Raw genomic sequence first — 19,330 nt, forward strand, 5'->3', positions numbered from 1 at the left:
TAAAAAAAGATATCTTTGTTAAACCCGCCTGTACAACAAGTAGTTAACAGTTTGATATCAATTTTCTGGCGTGTTTCAGCCGTTTTGTTACCCCGTCATATCCTCGTTACAACCTTTAATTGCGTTAGTGTACCCCTTTGGGGAAGCAAGCTACGCGCAGCGTCTCGTAGAGAAGAGAAGTCCATTGCGACTTGATTTAAGATACTGGAATTTCAATCACAAATTCTGTACCTTTACCTAAAATAGAATTGCAACTCAGCTTACCATGATGAGTTTCTTCAACAATTTGCCTTGCTATAGCTAGTCCTAAACCTGTGCCTTTACCCACTGCTTTTGTAGTAAATAGATGATCAAAAACCTTGTTTATAATTTCTTCACTCATCCCTTTACCGTTATCAGCAATCTGAATTTTTGCTTGGGAATTTGCTATTGATGTTGTAATTGTAATACAGTTGGGATTAGCTTCAATGTCTCTAAAACTCCGCCCACTATTTGATTCTTCTAAGGCATCAATGGCATTGGCTAAAATATTCATAAATACCTGATTTAATTGCCCAGGAAAGCATTCTATGACGGCTAAATCACCATAATTTGTGATGACTTTAATAGCTGGACGCTCTTCGTTAGCTTTTAGTCTGTGCTTGAGAATCAAAATTGTACTATCAATACCTTCATGAATATTAAAAGGTACTTTGTAATCTTTATCAATTCTGGAGAAAGTGCGTAAACTATTGCTGATATTGCAAATGCGATCGCAAGCCATTGTCATGGAGTCAATCATCTTGGGCAAGTCTTCTAAGCTATAATCTAAGTCAATATCTTCGGCATGATTGGTAATTTTTTTGCCTGGTTCTGGAAAGGTTTCTTGATATAGCTTTAAATGTTCCACAAGATCATTCAATGTGGGATTAGCTTGTTGTAGTGTAGCAGAGATAAAGCCTAAAGGATTATTCATTTCATGGGCTACTCCAGCAACTAAGTTACCTAATGCAGACATTTTCTCACTCTGCACGATTTGTAATTGTGCTGTTTGTAAATCTTGTAACGCTTGTTGTGCTTTTTGGTAAAGCTGAGAATTTTCGAGAGAAATTGCTGCTTGAGAAGAAAGTAAATTAATTACTTGTAGCCTTTCGTTGGTAAATACCTCACTTGTTAACTTATTTTCTAAATAGATAATCCCTAACAAATGACCTTGTTTAATAATGGGTGTACACAACACACTTTGGGGTTGATGTTCTAGCATATAATCGGCAATCACACCAGGAAGATTTGTTTGGCAATTGTTGATAATGAGAGTTTCTCGTGTATTCCTCACATAATTGATGAGTTTTTTAGGAACATCTTGACAAGAATCTAGTAGTTGTGGTTCTAGAATGGTTTTAACATCAGTCTGAAAACTTGACTGGTAATCAATAAAGGTAATAGCGCGGACTTGCCATTGATCATTTTCAGGAAGAATAACTACAGATTTTTTCGCCCCAGAGTTTTCTAAAATGATGCGAGTCAACTGAGCAATTAATTCGTCTAATTCTAGAGAACTGGAAATGGCTTGAGCAGCTTTGAGGACTGACGTAAAATCTAACACCTCGGAAAGACCGTTTTTAAAAGCACTAGTAGATGTAGAAGTTGACGTACTAATAATAGTAGGTATGGTTTCAAAGGCATTGAAACCGATTTTTTGTTGTTGCAGGATAGGTTGTAGTAGTTGTGGATAGCGTTTTTCTAAGTCGTCGGTTTTGGCTTTTGCACCCCAATGAGCATAGCAGTAATAAGCTTCCTGCATATAACCTGCGGCAACTTTTTCTTTACCCCATTCTAGATAGAATTTAGCCGCTAGTTCGTTGGCTAAGGCTTCTTCGTAACCATATTGATTGACTTTCGCTTGGTTAATTGCTTGCCCATAAAGTTCAATCGCGTCGGTTTTTTCTTTGTTTAATCGCGCTTTTTCTGCTTGGATGAGTAGACATTTATGCAGGATATTTTCAGGACAAGCTTTTGCCCAAAGGTTTAAACGTTCTTCTAGGGGAACAAGTGCTTGCCAATGATGTTCACGCTGAGAATCTTCAAGGGCAGTTTCAGCTAGAGAAAGGTGCATTAATGCCACATAAAAAACACTGGAAGGGACTTTGGCATGACTGGAAATCGTGTTTTCAATGATGCTTAAGTGCGGAATTAAATCAGGGTATGTGGCTGGATTTTCTAATAAATAAGCGTGGCGAATTTTGACGGAATAAAACCAAGATAAGTGATAGGGAGCATTAGCGTATTTTTGCAAATACTGGACTTCACTAAAGTTATCATCATCAAAGGTAAACGGCGTTTTGGTTAAACCCAAAAGTTGGCGTATTGGTTGAATTACCCCGACTCGTAAAGCATCCAGGTTATCTAAACTTTTGATTTGTTCTAGAAAAGCAGCGTGATTTTGAGCGATCGCATACAAATCTTCTAAGTTTTTACCATAGGTCAGGCGATCAGAACCACTCTGCATCATCATGAAACCCACTGTCAGCCAGTTTCCGGCTTCCATTCCATATTTGTAGGCGTTTTCATAGTATGTGTCCGCCTCGCGGATAGGACGACTCCAGCTATGCACATCAGCTGCAAACAGGAAATTCGTCATCCCGCGCACGTCAGCATTATCAAACTGTTCACAAAGCTGTACAGCTATTTCCCCAAACTGACAAGCTGTAGCCGCATCCTTGAGTACACCATTAGTAATTAAGCCATAGCCGACATAGCCAAAGGGAGACATATCGCTGTTACCATGCTGTAATGACAGTGTGGTCATCTTAGCGAGTGCTAGTAATGCTAATGTGCTTTGACCATCAAGCCACGCAGCATAGAACAGAATTTGTAAAATTCGCAGTATTTCTGCCATGCTGGAATCGGTCATTTTGGGGGCGGCGAGAATGGATGCAATGGTATGCTGCTCTACAAATTGCTGAACTGTGGCGATTTGTTCATCTAGACTAGCTTGGATGATCTCCGGTTCTGTGGGCATTGTCCACCCCAGCAATTGTAAACTTTGGCGTTGAATTGCGATCGCCTCAGCATTGCGTCCCTGAAGCTGGTACTGAGTCATCTGCACGCGATAAATTACGGCTTTGTCCAGGGGGGTTTGCGCGTAGCTTAGTGTCTTGGCGTATAGAGCTTCCGCTTGGTCAAAGTGACTACACAGATAAGCAGCTTCGGCAGCATCCCGGTGCAAACTGTATATGAGTGTATAATTTGTCTGCCAAACCTCTGGGGATAATAGAGCCATACCAATAGTGCAGTAGTTCTCAGACGCTTGATAAGCTGCTGAAAGCTTGGCTTTTTGTCCAGCTTTTAAATTTAGATGCACCAGTGCTTGTTTTTGCTCATCGGTAGGAATGACAGCTTGTCCCATATTCAATTGGTTGACAATATCAAAAATCCTTTCCTCCTGTTCTGCTGGAGATAACCCTTGCAACAACAGTTCACCAATGCGAAAATGCGTATATTGCTTCTGCTCTGCTGGAATCAATGAGTATGCAGCTTGCTGAACGCGATCGTGCAGGAATTTGTAGGTGACAATCTCTGAACCTTTTACCTCATCCTTAGCTTCTCTCCCGACATAAAACTTGTAAACTTCACTCTGGGGTAAAATCAGTCCTTCTTGTAATGCTTTCCAAAGTAAAGTAGCAGTTTCAACTTCAGATTTTTCACAGATAATTGCCAATGTCACTAAATCGAATTGATTACCAATACAGGCAGCAAATTTTAAAATTTCCTGCGTTGTCTCTGGCAATTTCTGTAATTGCGATGCCATGAACTGCACAACATCATCGGAGAGTGATAACTCTTTCACAGCAACAATATTACATTGCCAATTTCTCTCATCCAAATCAAATTTAATTAGTCTATCTTCATAGAGTGCCTTGAGAAACTGTGTACTAAAAAATGGGTTGCCTTTGGTTTTTTGATAAACTAATTCTGTTAGTGGTTGAGCAATGTCTGTAGAACAACTCAGGGTATCCGCCACTAGTTGATTCAAACTAGCATGATTGAGGGGGGTGAGGTTAATAGTGTTGATAGTGGCTTGGGCTTTTTTAATTTCTGCTAAACTGAACATCAAAGGATGAGCGGCTGAAACTTCATTATCTCGATAAGCTCCAATTAATAATAAATAGCCCGCAGATGATTCACTAATCAGCAACTCGATTAACTTCAAAGATGCCGAATCAGCCCACTGTAAATCATCCAGAAATATGACTAAGGGATGTTCCTTATTAGTAAAAACCTCTACAAATTTATGAAATAATAAATTAAAGCGATTTTGAGCAGCCGTTCCTGATAAATTAATTACTGGTGGTTGTTCACCAATAATTCTTTCCAATTCAGGAATAACTTCAATAATTACCTGACCATTTTCACCGACAGCCGCTAAAACTTTATTTTTCCATGCTTGAATTTGAGCATCACTTTCTGTAAATAATTGCCCCATTAAATCCCGAAAGGCTTGCACAAACGCTGAAAAGGGAATATTGCGATTAAATTGGTCATATTTACCTTTAATAAAATAACCGCGTTGTCTAACAATGGGTTTGTGAACTTCGTTAACCACCGCAGTTTTCCCAATTCCAGAAAACCCAGCCACCAGCATCATTTCTGTTGTCCCTAAACTGACGCGCTCAAATGCTTGCAGTAGGGTTTCTACTTCGGTTTCTCTACCATAGAGTTTATCAGGAATAATGAAGCGATCGCACACATCTCTTTGGGCGATGGGAAAGTCTACAATTTCGCCAGTTTTATTCAGTTGCAGCAGACAATTTTCTAAATCATACTTCAGACCTAACGCACTTTGATAGCGGTCTTCAGCATTTTTTGCCATTAATTTTTTGACAATTTCTGATAATACAGATGGAATTTTGGGATTAATTTCACGTATTGCAGGTGCTGATTTAGCAATTTGACAATGAACCAATTCCATCGCATCTTCTGACTGAAATGGTAATTGTCCCGTCAGCAATTCATAAAAAGTTACACCCAAAGAATAGAAATCTGTGCGGTATTCAACACACCGATTCATCCTACCGGTTTGTTCTGGCGAAATATAAGCAAGTGTCCCTTCCAAAACATTGGGACTGATTAAACCTTGAGTTTCCCGTGGTAGCAGAGATGCAATACTAAAATCAATTAATTTAACTTGTTTGGTTTCAGGATTAATTAAAATATTGGCGGGTTTGATATCTTTATGAATAATCCGATGACGGTAGAGAACATCTAAAATACTGCACAAAGATATCCCCAATTGTAAAAAATAGTTCAGAGATAAATTTTTCTCGTAATTTTCTATCCATTCCTTGAGCGATATTCCCCCAAAGTCTTCCATGACTAAAGCATAAGCATTCTTGTATATTTCTAAGCTATAAGTTTTAATAATTTCTGCTTGCTGAAGATTTTTTGCAATAGTGTATTGATTCCGAAACTGTAACAACTCACTGAAGGTTGGGTACGGATTTCTGAGGAGTTTAATCACCACAGGTAAAGCATCGATTTCTCGAACTCCTCTATAAACGAGAGTCCGAGAACCTTGATAAAGTTCTTCGCTGACTTTATATCCAGGAATATTGACTTGAATGGTAGACATATCATCACAGACTTAAAACTTGAATCCTATTATTCCCAGGTAATGTGCTAATTAATTTAGTAAGTATATGAAATTTCAATGAACTCTATCCTAAAACAATAGATAAATAATTATGAAATCCTGATTATTTATTAGTAACAAGTATGGTCATTAAGATATATGAAAACTAATTAATTATCAGTACAAATATCTAATATTCAACAGTAAATAGTAAACATCTATCAGTAAAATTCCTGGTGAAACACCACAACATACAAGCCAGTAAACTCGTAATTTTTGTTACTCATTACATCAGGTTGCTACCAAAGGCAGTAAGTAGAACAGAGTGAGTAATTAAAAGTTGCTAGCTTCCCCCTAGAAGTAAGCTAAACGTATTTTTTACTAGAGAAGAGAGAACTTTATTCCTCAAAAAATAACTAAAGTCATTACTACGAAATTTTCTAGACATTCCCAGTTTATTGCGGTATAAAATTATCTGCGTCTATCTGCGGTTAATTATTCTGTAAGAAACGCTGTATACAGATTATGCCGATCCATGAAAAGTATTAGACTAGTCCAGAATAATTCCATATTTGCACAAGAATTTTTTCTTGCTTACGCCGACGCTCAAAAATATCGAGAATTGAATATGTACAAAATGTAGTCAAATCACGAGATAAGTCTAATTGGATAGTTGCTGGTCTTCCAGGTAATTCCAATAAAACTTTAGATTCTCCAGTAGCTAAATCAAGAGACTTTACCTTACCTTCTAGTCCACAAGAAAGTAAAACATTGCGATGCCAATCAAATGCAATATCATAAGTTCTTGCCATTCGATTAGGAGGCTCATCAAAAGTCACAACTTCACTAGAAGCTGCGACGATGGGAAGAGGTAATTTTCGTTTGGAAGACAAAACCTCATTCCACTCAAAAACTCGCACTCCTTGATCGATAGCACAGAGTAACCAATTTCCATCTGGGCTGAAGTCCATTTTCACAATCATTTCGTTAGGAGAAAAACTGTTGACTCCTTCACCTCGTTGAACACTAGCCATCCATACTGCTATGTCGAATGCTGCGGTTTCTAGGACTTTAACTACCTTGTGAGTATTCAAATCAATAATAGCTAATTGTGACCCTCCTTCATCTGCCAATAAATAACGACCATTGGGATGAATTGCAATTTTAGAACCATGTCCAATTTTAATTATGGCAATCTGTTCTAAATTCTTAATAGAAGTCAGGATAATTTCACCCTCTGAACGACTGACTAGTATTTCCTCATTGGGAGTAAATTGAAGGCCATTAGTAGCACGGACATGAGGAATTATTTTCAGCAATTGTTTGCTTTCTAAATCATATAGAGTTGCTTGCCAAGCTCCACTAGCATGACCTACTGCTAAAAATTTTCCAGATGAGCTAACTTGCATGACATAAGGATTTTCTTCTATAGGCAAATTAATATTTACTGGTTCATTATTCCAAGGCGCAGTATACTGTTTCATTCCCAGAGGCTGATTTCCTAGTCCACTCCAACCTATGAAAAAACCAGCTATATTATCAGGGGTAGAAATTGGCGTGTTTGGAAAATACCCACTTTGGGGAGGGTTTGGAACTGTCAGTAATAAGATACCTGCTTTCTTTAATGCGGTAAAAGCTTCATCTATATTGGCTTTTTCTCTCTGCTGTCGTGCTAATTCGATTGTGGGATCTGGAATGTGAACAAATTCTGACCAGCGTTCGATTTCTTCATCTTCTTCATCTTGAAGATATTCATAACAAGTTTCAGCATTTTTGATGTTAAAAAGTTTAGCAAACCAGTAAAATTTGCTAGCAGCTTCAAAAACTTCATCATAAGGTAATTCGCTGATATCGTCAGCGTTTTCATTAGCTTCTAACTGTCGCCAGATTTCTAAACTTCTTTGAGTCAGTTCTTCCCATTCCTCCTGAGAAGCAACTGTCAAAACTTCAGAAATATGTGCAATTGTTATGTCCTTATTTGGTAGTTCAGCTAGTAAATCAGCAAATATTTCTGGCTTACCGCGTAATCTTTCACTCTCTTCTTGGGGTATATCACCAAAATATTCTGGATCTGAACTGTATTGATCAATTAATTGATGATTTCTGTAGTATTCATAATAGAAAAAGTCATCATGATAAAGGCTCAAATTAAGTATATGACCCGGAAATTGTTGAGCGATCGCACTAGCAACTGTAGGGTCTTGTCCCTTCTCTGAAGCATATACACTAATCCAACCATTAATACAGGGAGAAATTAAAAATTTGAGTTTATTTTCTTGTGTTGACAGATGTTTAATAATCTCGATAATTTGCTCAGTATCGGTTGAGCGAATATGAATTGAGCCATAATATCTACCCATAGAATTTTCCTAGAATGTGTGACTATCTTAGTCTACCCATGATGAAAATATTCACTGGCATCTATTCAGGTAAGATTGTTATGTTAATTCATCTAACTTAATATAAAGATAAATGTAGTGTAAATCCTGGCAAAATATCTTCACCTAATAATTCTGTAGGTAAATTTTGTAATTCTACTGCTTTTCCTAGACGATAAATTTCTACTTGCTGCTGTTGAGGATCAATCAACCACCCTAATTTTACCCCTGCATCCATGTATTCTTGCATCTTCTGACGGAGGGTTTCTAAATCATCCGTTGCTGACCTTAATTCAATCACAAAATCCGGTGCAATGGGGGGAAATCTGCGTCTTTGTTCAGGAGTTAATGCTTCCCATCGTTGCTTTTGAATCCAGGCGACATCAGGAGAGCGTTAGCGAAGCTCCTCGCCTTGCGAGGCTCGCCCCCGTTTGGTAATTTAAATATAGTAGAAGAACTAAAAGTATAACCAAGTCCCGTTTTCCTATTCCAAATTCCTAAATCGATAATCAAATCTGCCTCACGATTGCTACTTTCCCCGCCTACAGGTGGCATAATAATTAACTCTCCCTTAGCTGTGCGCTCAAATTTTAATTCCTGGTTATTTTGACATAGTTGATAAAATTGTTCATCTTACAGATGAACAGTGTCTAGGTTTAATCTCAAAGGACTAATAACCATATAAATAACCTAGTTCAATTGTGTTTTCTTGAGGATTTATTAACCTAATAATTCATCTACAGTGACATTAAAACCTGCGAGTACAGTTTGAGTTTTCACAACTTCACTAGCAATAAACACTAGTCGCTGATTTTTAGTAATAACAATAATCCAGCGATTCTCAGGAAAAACTAACCAAACTTCTTCACTACCACATTGCAAATATTCTTGAGATTTAGCAATCATATCTTCTGCTAAATCTGTAGGGGAAATAATCTCAGCTATTAAAGGAAAACTTTGGGGTAAAACAGCCGGTTCACCATACTGCTGCATCAATTCTGGAGTCAGATAAGCCACATCAGGACGACGACCTTGTTTATTGGTCAGACAAGGTACTTCTGTATATACTTCTCCACCTAGCCCACTAGTTTCTTTGTAATTTCTCCAGTAAAAGTATAAATTGCCCTGTATACGGCTGTGTTTTAATGTCACTTCTTCTTTCTCCAATAATTCCCCATTTACCCATTCTGTACCTTCTGGGGGACTTTGTAGCCAATTTTCTAGAGAATAATCTGTGGTGACATTTTCTTTAATGGGAGTGATAACCATGACTTTTTATACTCATGAGAAGTATATTTTCATAATAAGTTATCTTTAGTTTGTCTATATAATTTTAAATTTTAAATTTTAAAGGATGGGATTTCCCCATCCTAATAATTAACCGAAATTAACCGAAATGTTTGATGATTGCGTCAGCAAATTCAGAACATTTGAGTGGTTCTACGGCTGGTTCAAGTAACCTGGCTAAATCGTAAGTGACTTGACTGTTAGCGATCGCATCCCCTAAACCTTTCTTAATCAGGTCTGCGGCTTCTTGCCAACCCAAATATTCCAGCATCATCACACCCGATAAAATCACCGAACCTGGGTTAATTTTGTCTAATCCGGCGTGTTTGGGTGCTGTCCCGTGGGTAGCTTCAAAAACGGCGCAAGCATCGCCAATATTCGCGCCAGGCCCCATTCCTAAGCCGCCAACAATTGCAGCCGCCGCATCAGACAAATAATCACCGTTTAAGTTCATTGTCGCCAGAATCGAATACTCATCTGGTCTGGTTTGGATTTGTTGAAAGATGCTGTCAGCAATCCGGTCATTGACCATGATTTTTTCTTTCCACTTCCCATTCCCGTGACTTGACCAAATTGAGTTAAGAACTGTTTCCACTTCCTTGACAATTTGCGCTTTCTTCTCTTGGGTCAGGGCATCAAAACCAGGATCAATCAGACGGGCGTTTTCTTCTAAGGAAATATTGGGATTTTTCTCTTTGTTGCTGAGAATCCAAGATTCCCGTTCAGTGACGCACTCTTGACGGAATTCGGTGGTAGCTAGTTCATAACCCCAATCCCGAAACGCGCCTTCGGTGTACTTCATGATGTTACCCTTATGCACCAGTGTTACCTGCTGCTTGTGTTTGGGTAATGTCAAAGCGTGTTTGATGGCGCGACGCACAAGACGCTGTGAACCGGTTTTACTGATGGGTTTAATCCCGATACCAGCATCGAGGGGAATTTGCTTTTTCCCGTGTTCTGGGGTGGCGGGGATGAGTTCTTTGTTGAGGATAGAGATTAAGCGATCGCCGATTTCGCTACCTTGCTTCCACTCAATCCCCAAATAAATATCCTCTGTATTTTCCCGATAAACAATCACATCCAGCTTTTCGGGGTTTTTGTGGGGCGATGGCGTACCAGCGTAATACCGACAAGGACGCACACAAGCATACAAGTCAAAAATTTGTCTGAGTGCCACATTCAAAGACCGAATCCCACCACCCACAGGAGTAGTCAAAGGGCCTTTAATCGCCACACCATACTCCCTAATAGCGGTGAGAGTATCTTCCGGTAAATACTGATAAGTGCCGTATAAATCGCAGGCTTCATCACCAGCGTAAACCTTAAACCAACTAATTTGACGTTTACCCTGATATGCTTTAGCTACCGCCGCATCTAGTACCTTTTGGGTGGCTGGCCAAATATCAATACCCGTCCCATCTCCGCGAATAAAGGGGATAATGGGATTGTCTGGTACAACAGGCTCACCATTTTTGAAGGTGATTTTTGCACCAGTTGTAGGGGGGTTAATCTTTTCGTACATACTTCACACACTCCACAAAGATACGCCGCCGGCGAGAAGATTCTTTTTGTTTAGGCTTGCAAATTTTACTGTAGATATTGGGGATTGGGGACTGGGGATTGGGGATTAGGAAAACTTCTTCCTTGTCCTCCCTTACACCCTTAAACCCCTACACCCTTACACCCCTATCTTGTCGATGAGCAGACTTTCCCCCTATTTCCCTTGTACAGCATTTAGGGATTCCAGTACAGGTTGCAGTGAAACTGTCGCAATTTTGTACGATCAAAAATAGTAAACTACTTTTCGCTATCACTGCTTGAATAGATTAAAGCTAGATAGCCAATTGCTTTTTCACGCTTCCATTAACATGAGTAACAGCATGACAGACCCAATGATTGTATCAAGCACTGGTAATGAGATTGATTCCCTAAGAGAAAAGTTAATCGCTGGGTCTATCCAAGTCCAACAACAGATCATCCCACAATTAGCTGCTTTGGGTAATGAGGGATTGAATGTGTTAATGGAGTTTTTATTGCAACGTCGCGATCGCCCAGCAACTTGGATTGATGGTAAAGCTTACCATTTCCTTTACAACTGCGATGCACCCCAAATCCAGGAGTTTCTCCAAAATCACTTTCCTGAAGGCATTGTACCTCTAAAATCAGATGCAGGTGTGAATTACAATTCTTTGCAACAATTACTTGCTGCTCAAGATTTTCAAGCAGCTGATCTGATGACAATTCAAAAAATGTGTGAATTGGCAGGGGAGAAGGCAGTGCAGAGAAAATGGTTATATTTTACTGAAGTAGATAGTTTTCCCTCTGTAGATTTACACACTATCAATAATCTGTGGGTCGTTCATTCTGAAGGAAAATTCGGGTTTTCAGTCCAGCGCGAACTCTGGTTGAGTCTGGGTAAAAACTGGGACAATCTCTGGACTAAAATTGGCTGGAAAAGCGGCAATAATTGGACAAGATACCCCAATGAATTTACTTGGGATTTAAGCGCGCCTAGAGGTCATTTACCACTATCTAATCAATTGCGGGGAGTGCGTGTCATTGCTTCGTTATTCGCTCATCCTGCATGGTCTAAGTAATTCAGCAAAAATCGAGTTGATTATGCACAATACTGCCAAGCGAGAATTTTACGTAATTATTGAACGCGATGAAGACGGTTACTATATCGGAGAAGTACCACAACTCAAAGCCTGTTACAGCCAAGGAGAAACCATTGATGAATTAATGACGAATATTAAAGAGGTAATTGAACTGTGTTTACAAGCTGAAAGTAATGAAGTTATGCCTGAATTTATTGGTATACAAAAGGTAGTAGTTTAATGCCGAAAATGCCTATATTAACAGGAACGGAGGTGATAAAAACTCTTGAGAAAATTGGTTTTCAAGTAGTACGTCAGAAAGGTAGTCATGTCCAGATGGAAAATGAGGATGGACGCTTAGTAACTATTTCTGTTCATCCTGGTAAAACAATTGGTAAAGGTTTACTCAGAAAAATACTACGCGATGTTGAATTGACAAGAGAGGAGTTTATTGCCTTACTAAATTAATTTCAAGGGGACAATTACCTTAGTCATAGCTAATTCCAAATATCAAATTGCATCATGGCAAAAGTTGTTTTAGAAGATATCAAGCGTAGATTTAACAACGTCACCGCCATTGAGGATATTTCTTTTGAAATTCCCGATGGTGAATTTTGGGTGTTAGTCGGCCCTTCTGGGTGTGGGAAGTCTACAATTTTACGGACGATCGCAGGCTTAGAAACAGCCACATCTGGCAAACTTTATATTGGCGATCAGTTGGTGAATAATGTCCCAGCTAGAGCGCGAGATGTGGCGATGGTGTTTCAAAATTACGCACTGTATCCGCACATGACGGTGGCGGAAAACATCGCCTTTGGGCTGAAAATGCGGAAAGTTGACAAGAAAATCATTCAAGATAGAGTAGTGAGTGTAGCGCGATCGCTCTCTTTAGAACCACTATTAGAACGTAAACCCAAGCAACTCTCTGGAGGACAACAACAACGGGTAGCATTAGGGAGAGCGATCGCCCGTGAACCACAGGTATTTTTATTAGATGAACCACTGTCTAATTTAGATGCTCAACTGCGAGACGATACCAGAGCCGAATTAAAACAGCTACATCAAAAATTTGGGATCACCACAGTTTACGTCACCCATGATCAAGTCGAAGCTATGACTTTAGCTGACAAAATTGTGGTACTCAATCGGGGAAGAATTCAGCAAATTGGTGAGCCTCAGACTATTTATGCTCGTCCGGCTAATCGGATGGTGGCAACTTTTTTAGGTAGTCCACCGATGAATATTTTACCCGCAATTTATAAAAATAATTGTTTTGATGTCAGTGGACAATTAATAGAAATTCCTGCATTTATTCAAGATAAATTGCAGATTCCCCAGGGACAAAGTATTGATTTAGGTATTCGTCCAGAATACATGACTATCAGTGATGACTCAGGACTGTTAGTCGAAGTGAAGGTGGTAGAACCTTTAGGTAGGGAAACCTTAGTCCGTGCTGGTTTACCTGATACGACAACATTACTGAGTATTCAGGTTGAGGGTGATGTGCGGTTAAATCCAGGCGATCGCTTACATTTACAACTCGATTTACATCAGTTATTTGTCTTTGATCCCAAAACCGGAGATAGACTTTTACCACTAAATTAACTGGAATTTCATATTAACTATCCACTGCCTCTAGATACACATTCATATTAGAGGTAAACTTGCATCTGGCTATATTTAATTATTGTCCTTGGGATTTTTTAATAGCAAAACTAATACTGCTCCTGAAAGAATCCCACCAAACCAACCCCAGAGAGTATTTACTAAAATCCACCAACCTGCTTGCTCAACATATTGTCGCAGTAGCCACCATTGAATGATCCCCACAATAGGGCCTACCCACAGTAGGGAATATTCAGGGAAAGAGCCAGTGATCAAAACAGCAATGCAAGTACCTAATGTAGTTCCTAATAACCACCATTTTTCTGAAATGGGGATGCGTCGCCGCAGGACTAACAATTGCATGAACCCCATAGTCAAACCCATCGTTGCGGCTACTGCTTGATAACTCAAGAGTGAGCCAAAAGGTTGTACAGTCATTTGAGCGATCACGCCAAGAATCATCCCTCCGAATAAACCTAAAACATTCACTAGTACCCATTGCAAATAAAAGCCTATCCCTACCTTGGGACTGTCTTTAGGAACAGCAGCTGCACCAGGCGTAGACGGTTGGGGAATCTCTTGACGATATTGCAGGGGAACAGGAGGCGGAGGTGAATACAGGGGAGGTTCAGTATTAATTGGTTGTTGTGGGGAAGGATTACCAGGAAACGTTAGTGTGTATCCAGGATTAGTTGGTAGTTGTGTAGGTGCATAAGCCCCATTCCCCAACTGTCGTATTGCGGCTAAAGCTTCCACCGCCGATGGGTAGCGTTGCCGAAAGTCATAGCGCACCATTGTATCTAACAAATCCGCTAAAGCTGGACTCACATTTACTAAGTGTCGCCACCGAATTTCCGCCGTTTGGATATCTTCTTCCATCTGGTAGGGTAATAATCCCGTTAAAGCTTGAATACCAATGATCCCCACAGCATACACATCGCTGCTTAACCTGGGACTACCCCGACTCTGTTCGCTGGGCATATAACCAGCAGTCCCAATACCCACAGTCATTTTAGTTACACCTTCACCAGTTACCATCTGCGTGCTGATTTGTTTTACCGCCCCAAAATCAATTAGCACAACTTTGCCGTCACTATTGCGGCGAATCAGGTTTGGCGGTTTGATATCGCGGTGAATGACTTGATTTTGGTGGACAAAAGCCAGTGGTTGCAGAATATCTTGCAGCAGGGAAACGGTATATGCTTCATTGAACTGTTTACCAGATGTCAGTTCATCACTCAAGGGATGACCATCAATAAATTGCTGTACGAGGAAAAATTCTTCGTTTTGTTCAAAATGCGCCAATAGTTGGGGAATTTGGTCATGAGTCCCTAACTTGTGTAGTAATTGTGCTTCTGATTGAAATAACCGCCTAGCAACCTGTAATGTCATGGGATCAGTTGCCATTGGTTTAAGTTGTTTGACTACGCAAAGACTGTCATAAAGCTTCGTGTCTTCCGAGATAAAGGTTTGTCCGAAACCCCCAGCCCCTAAAACTTTGGTGATTTTATAGCGTCCATCGAGTAACTGACCCAACATATTAGGCAATTCGCACAGCAGAATGTTTGTATTTTAACCCCACTCCTAGATATGCAAAGCTTTTACTATCTCGTAAACAATTAAAATAGTTAATCTGTTTCGGATATGGCGTTTGTGTAGTATTAAAATTTAAGAACATCGTTAATTATTGCTGTATATGAATACAACTATTCCAGGAAAAACCCTATCTGTAGAAGCATTTACAGGTCAAGAAGCAGAATATCAAGCCCTCAAAGAAATTGTTCGTATACTACAACAAGCGGGTTCACATCTCAAACTAGTGGATGCAAATGGAGATGAAAAGGTCATTCCTGACTCAATTTATCAGGTTTTGCATCAAGTAGTTCAGGCGATCGCATCTGATCAAGCCATATTTATAGTTCCGCAAAATACAGAACTGACAACCCAACAAGCTGCTGATTTGCTTAATGTTTCCCGCACTTATCTAATTAAGTTACTAGAACAAGGTGATATTCCTTACCTCAAGGTAGGAACACATAGGCGTGTGCGGTTTGAGGATTTAATGAAGTACAAACAAGAGCGAGATACTAAGCGCAGACAACTACTGGATGAATTAATTGCAGAAAGCCAAGAACTAGGCTTTTATGAGTAGAATTTTGCTAACTATGGGTGAATTAGATAGATTCTATTTGAACATCTCAGTTAAAAAAAGAAATGCTACGTGCTGTGCTAGACTCATGCGTACTTTTCCCCATGTATCTACGGGACACTTTACTATGTGCGTCTGAAGCTGGATTTTATTCCAATACGGTTCAGATAAGAAAAATAAATTTCAACCAAGCCAGCAAATGATCACTCAACAAAAAACGAAAAAATGATTTTGGAGGGGGTTTGGGGGACGCAACCGTCCCCCAATCGGGGGCTTGGGGGAGAATCCCCCAACTCTTGCTCATTGTCTAATAGGCAGAGCAAAAATTGAGAAATTAACTCTCACCACCTTAACTGAACCGTATTGGATTTTATTCCCCCTTTTGGTCGCAAGAAATTCTGGACGGTGCAACTCGTAATCTTGTGGCTACAGGAAGAATGTCACTAGAAAACTCAAAAAGACTGGAGACAAAAATAAAAACTGCTTTTCCTGATGCAATGGTTGCTGTAACGGATGAACTCATCGAAGTCATGACCAATCATCCCGGCGATCGCCATGTACTTGCTACTGCTGTAGTCGCTCAGGCTAATATTATTGTGACTTCCAATCTTAAGCATTTTCAGAATCAGGATCTAGCTCCTTGGAGTATACAAGCGCAATCTCCAGATGAGTTTTTGACTAATTTGTACAATTCCGATTCAGACAAAATGGTGAAAGTGCTGCAAAGACAATCTCAAAGTCTCAAAAAACCACCTATGAATTTCAACGTATTACTTGACCTATTAGCTAGAGAAGTACCAGGTTTTGTGAGTAATGTTTTGTCTTATAAATCTGAAACCTTGTAGCAGAACGTAGACGACTAATGTTAAATCTAGTAACGTTGAGCGGTGAAAAACCAACGTGAAAGCACAGGTATTTAGAGGTGTAAATCAACTCTCCTACGAAGAAATCCCCGTACCCAGTCTCGAACCAGATGAAGTCTTGGTACAGGTGCAAGTAGTTGGCTTATGTCAGTCAGATATTAAAAAAATTCGTTATCCTCTCTATGAACCACCGCGCATCTTTGGCCATGAAACCGCCGGAATCATCGCCGCAGTGGGTTCACAGGTGTTAGGTTGGCAGGTAGGACAACGGGTAGCAGTAATGCACCATATCCCCTGTATGCGTTGTGCCTACTGCATGAATGATAACTTTTCTATGTGTGATGTCTATAAAAACATTTCCACAACAGCAGGATTTAACGCCAGTGGCGGTGGCTTTGCTGAGTATGTAAAAGTTCCTGGTCATATCGTGCAGAATGGTGGATTAATTCCGATCCCCGAAGATATCAGTTTTGAGGAAGCCAGTTTTGTTGAACCTACCAACTGCTGTTTAAAGGCAGTGAAAAAAGCCCAAATTGCCCCAGGACAAACGGTATTAGTGACCGGCGCAGGGCCAATTGGCTTAATGTTTATCATGCTGGTGAAGTATTTCGGGGCAAAAGCGATCGCCACCGATTTATTACCCTCTAGAATCGAAAAAGCCATCAATGTCGGTGCAGAAGCCGCCTTTGATGCCCGTGATCCCGATTTAGCAGCCAAAATTCATGCCCTGACTGGTGGACTAGGCGTTGATGTCACATTGTTAGCCGTCCCCAGTGATAAAGCCTTCTTTCAAGCCCTGGACTGTACCCGTAAAGGCGGTAAAATCCTATTTTTCGCCGAATTTCCCGACGAAGTAGAGATTCCCATTAACCCCAACATTCTCTACCGTCGAGAAATCGATTTAATGGGTAGCTATAGTTCCTCCTACCGCCTGCAAAATCTCTCCGCCGACATCGTATTTAATCGTCGCATAGATGTAAAAGCCCTCATCAGCGATCGCTACCCCTTAAAAGATTTATCAGCCGCCGTAGACCAAGCGATCGCCCCTACGGCAGAAACTTATAAAATCCTCATTTATCCATAAATTGGGGACTGGGGACTAGGGACTGGGGACTGGGTTAAAAAACTTTCTTCCTTTGTCCCTTCCTAATTTCTTGAATTTTGAATTTTGAATTTTGAATTGATTCAGGGTCTTCCCCCTCTCCCCCTCTATGGAAATACCGATTACATTACTGATAGTAGCCCTACTAGCTTTGTATGTAGCCTGGAATCTCGGAGCAAATGACGTTGCTAACGCAATGGGAACTTCCGTAGGTTCTAAGGCAATTACTCTCAAGCAGGCACTCATTATTGCTGGGGTTTTAGAATTCACTGGTGCAGTTTTATTTGGTCATCAAGTGACAGCTACCCTCGCAACCAAAGTAGCCAATCCTGATTTATTTGCCGCTACACCCCAAGTTTTAGCCATTGGTATGGTGACAGTGTTAATTTCTTGTGGGGTTTGGCTGCAAATTGCCACAGCCAAGGGCTTACCTGTATCTTCCTCCCATGCAGTCGTCGGTGCGATCGCAGGTTTTAGTTGGGTAGCTTTAGGCGTAGAGGCAATTGATTGGTCAACTATCGGCACAATTACTATTGGTTGGATTTTGACACCAGTTATCAGTGGAGCGATCGCCGCTTTATTCTATAGTCAAATCAAAAACTGGATTTTGGATCAACCTCATCAAATCAAACAACTACAAGAGTGGGTTCCCTGGCTAAGTACAGTCCTCATCGGTGTATTTGGCGTAATTGTTCTACCTCCCGTCACTCCACCCATCAACAATTTTTTAACTTCCCAATTCGGCATCCACCTTCCCCCCCACGATATCACCCTAGTCATAGGTGCATTAGCCGCCGTTGTATTGACTTTTGTAAGTTGGCGACAGCTTGAGAAGGCAGGGGGCAGGGGGCAGGAGCAAATCAATTCAAAATTCAAAATTCAAAATTCAAAATTAAATACCCCAATCCCCAGTCCCCAATCCCCAATCCCCAATCCCCTAGAAACCATTTTCGCTCGCTTTCAAGTCTTAAGTGCCTGCTTTGTCGCCTTTGCACATGGTTCTAATGATGTGGGAAATGCGATCGCGCCTGTAGTGGCGATCGTTTATATTGTTCGCACTGGTCAAGTACCCACCAATGCTATTAATATTCCTCTGTGGATTTTAATTCTCGGTGGTGTGGGAATAGTTGGTGGTCTGGCTGTTTGGGGAAAAAACGTAATTGCGACTATTGGCGAGAATATCATTGCCCTACAACCTAGTAGTGGATTCTGCGCTGAACTCGCCACCGCTACTACTATTCTCATTGCGTCTCGTCTGGGTTTACCTGTTTCCACTTCTCACGCCCTCGTCGGTGGTGTCGTGGGGATCGGTCTTGTGCAAGATATCAAATCAGTGAAGTTTGAAACACTCAAGGGCATAGCCACAGCTTGGGTAGTAACTGTACCTCTAAGTGCAGTTATCAGTGCCGTAATCTTTAGTATTGCCAGGATGATTGTTTTTTAATATCAACTATTTTTATGAATTTAAATTAATATTTTTGCAGATTTTCCGGTTGTGATCTGCTTTTAGCATGAATACTAGAATGTATTTTGGCAAAATGGCAGCTAATTAATTACAATACTTCTTAAGGAAATGATTTTAATTTCTTCCTTAACCGAAAAGATAAACTGTTATACAAACTACATTCTATAAAAAGTTACAGGTAACTTTAAAACCCTAGTATTTATTGAGTAATCGGTAATATATTGGCAAACACCTAGTAATCCCTATTGCTAAAAACAACACAATTATTGATAG

13 protein-coding genes and 1 pseudogene are annotated in these 19,330 nt (G+C 40.2%); 8 read left to right on the forward strand and 6 right to left on the reverse strand.

Features of this window, described 5'->3' with window-relative positions:
- Nucleotides 1–196: 196 nt before the first annotated feature.
- The 5 genes and pseudogenes from ACQFX9_RS10270 to ACQFX9_RS10290 all read right to left on the reverse strand — a co-directional run bounded on the left by ACQFX9_RS10270 (nucleotide 197) and on the right by ACQFX9_RS10290 (nucleotide 10,798).
- Nucleotides 197–5,611 (reverse strand): ATP-binding sensor histidine kinase, encoded by a 5,415-nt coding sequence (locus tag ACQFX9_RS10270; RefSeq protein ID WP_427161915.1) that lies wholly within the window; start codon nucleotides 5,609–5,611, stop codon nucleotides 197–199.
- A 545-nt stretch (nucleotides 5,612–6,156) separates the two neighbouring features.
- Nucleotides 6,157–7,971, reverse strand: a complete 1,815-nt coding sequence (locus ACQFX9_RS10275) for a WD40 repeat domain-containing protein (RefSeq protein ID WP_427161916.1) — start codon at nucleotides 7,969–7,971, stop codon at nucleotides 6,157–6,159.
- A 97-nt stretch (nucleotides 7,972–8,068) separates the two neighbouring features.
- Nucleotides 8,069–8,670 (reverse strand): annotated as a pseudogene (locus tag ACQFX9_RS10280) (Uma2 family endonuclease).
- A 39-nt stretch (nucleotides 8,671–8,709) separates the two neighbouring features.
- Nucleotides 8,710–9,258 (reverse strand): Uma2 family endonuclease, encoded by a 549-nt coding sequence (locus tag ACQFX9_RS10285; protein WP_427161917.1) that lies wholly within the window; start codon nucleotides 9,256–9,258, stop codon nucleotides 8,710–8,712.
- A 118-nt stretch (nucleotides 9,259–9,376) separates the two neighbouring features.
- On the reverse strand, nucleotides 9,377–10,798 hold the full coding sequence (locus ACQFX9_RS10290) for an NADP-dependent isocitrate dehydrogenase (protein WP_427161918.1): 1,422 nt from the start codon (nucleotides 10,796–10,798) through the stop codon (nucleotides 9,377–9,379).
- Between the two features lie 358 nt (nucleotides 10,799–11,156).
- Here ACQFX9_RS10290 and ACQFX9_RS10295 point away from each other — a divergent pair, with 358 nt between their 5' ends.
- The 4 genes from ACQFX9_RS10295 to ACQFX9_RS10310 are packed head-to-tail and all read left to right on the forward strand — an operon-like array spanning nucleotide 11,157 to nucleotide 13,478.
- The gene (locus ACQFX9_RS10295; RefSeq protein ID WP_427161919.1) at nucleotides 11,157–11,873 is read left to right on the forward strand and encodes a GUN4 N-terminal ARM-like repeat domain-containing protein; all 717 of its coding nucleotides are present in this window, start codon (nucleotides 11,157–11,159) and stop codon (nucleotides 11,871–11,873) included.
- 22 nt (nucleotides 11,874–11,895) lie between these two features.
- The gene (locus ACQFX9_RS10300; RefSeq protein ID WP_427161920.1) at nucleotides 11,896–12,114 is read left to right on the forward strand and encodes a type II toxin-antitoxin system HicB family antitoxin; all 219 of its coding nucleotides are present in this window, start codon (nucleotides 11,896–11,898) and stop codon (nucleotides 12,112–12,114) included.
- Nucleotides 12,114–12,341 carry a type II toxin-antitoxin system HicA family toxin gene (locus ACQFX9_RS10305; protein WP_427161921.1) on the forward strand — a complete coding sequence of 76 codons (228 nt, stop codon included), beginning with the start codon at nucleotides 12,114–12,116 and terminating at the stop codon, nucleotides 12,339–12,341. Before ACQFX9_RS10300 ends, ACQFX9_RS10305 begins: the two co-directional genes overlap by 1 nt.
- A 54-nt stretch (nucleotides 12,342–12,395) precedes the next feature.
- Nucleotides 12,396–13,478 carry an ABC transporter ATP-binding protein gene (locus ACQFX9_RS10310; protein WP_427161922.1) on the forward strand — a complete coding sequence of 361 codons (1,083 nt, stop codon included), beginning with the start codon at nucleotides 12,396–12,398 and terminating at the stop codon, nucleotides 13,476–13,478.
- A 75-nt stretch (nucleotides 13,479–13,553) separates the two neighbouring features.
- On the opposite strand, the gene ACQFX9_RS10315 is transcribed toward ACQFX9_RS10310, so the two are convergent.
- A complete protein-coding gene (locus ACQFX9_RS10315) occupies nucleotides 13,554–15,017 on the reverse strand; it encodes a protein kinase domain-containing protein (RefSeq protein ID WP_427161923.1) in 1,464 nt (487 codons plus the stop codon).
- Between the two features lie 157 nt (nucleotides 15,018–15,174).
- Here ACQFX9_RS10315 and ACQFX9_RS10320 point away from each other — a divergent pair, with 157 nt between their 5' ends.
- The 4 genes from ACQFX9_RS10320 to ACQFX9_RS10335 all read left to right on the forward strand — a co-directional run bounded on the left by ACQFX9_RS10320 (nucleotide 15,175) and on the right by ACQFX9_RS10335 (nucleotide 19,036).
- The gene (locus tag ACQFX9_RS10320) at nucleotides 15,175–15,630 is read left to right on the forward strand and encodes a helix-turn-helix domain-containing protein (protein ID WP_427161924.1); all 456 of its coding nucleotides are present in this window, start codon (nucleotides 15,175–15,177) and stop codon (nucleotides 15,628–15,630) included.
- A gap of 434 nt (nucleotides 15,631–16,064) precedes the next feature.
- Complete coding sequence (locus ACQFX9_RS10325; RefSeq protein WP_427161925.1) at nucleotides 16,065–16,472, forward strand: PIN domain-containing protein; 408 nt, start codon at nucleotides 16,065–16,067, stop codon at nucleotides 16,470–16,472.
- A gap of 55 nt (nucleotides 16,473–16,527) precedes the next feature.
- Nucleotides 16,528–17,574 (forward strand): zinc-dependent dehydrogenase, encoded by a 1,047-nt coding sequence (locus ACQFX9_RS10330; protein ID WP_427161926.1) that lies wholly within the window; start codon nucleotides 16,528–16,530, stop codon nucleotides 17,572–17,574.
- 127 nt (nucleotides 17,575–17,701) lie between these two features.
- Nucleotides 17,702–19,036, forward strand: a complete 1,335-nt coding sequence (locus ACQFX9_RS10335; protein WP_427161927.1) for an inorganic phosphate transporter — start codon at nucleotides 17,702–17,704, stop codon at nucleotides 19,034–19,036.
- The last annotated feature ends 294 nt before the right edge of the window (nucleotides 19,037–19,330 follow it).

Source organism: Aliinostoc sp. HNIBRCY26, assembly GCF_050235535.1.
Classification (GTDB): domain Bacteria; phylum Cyanobacteriota; class Cyanobacteriia; order Cyanobacteriales; family Nostocaceae; genus Trichormus.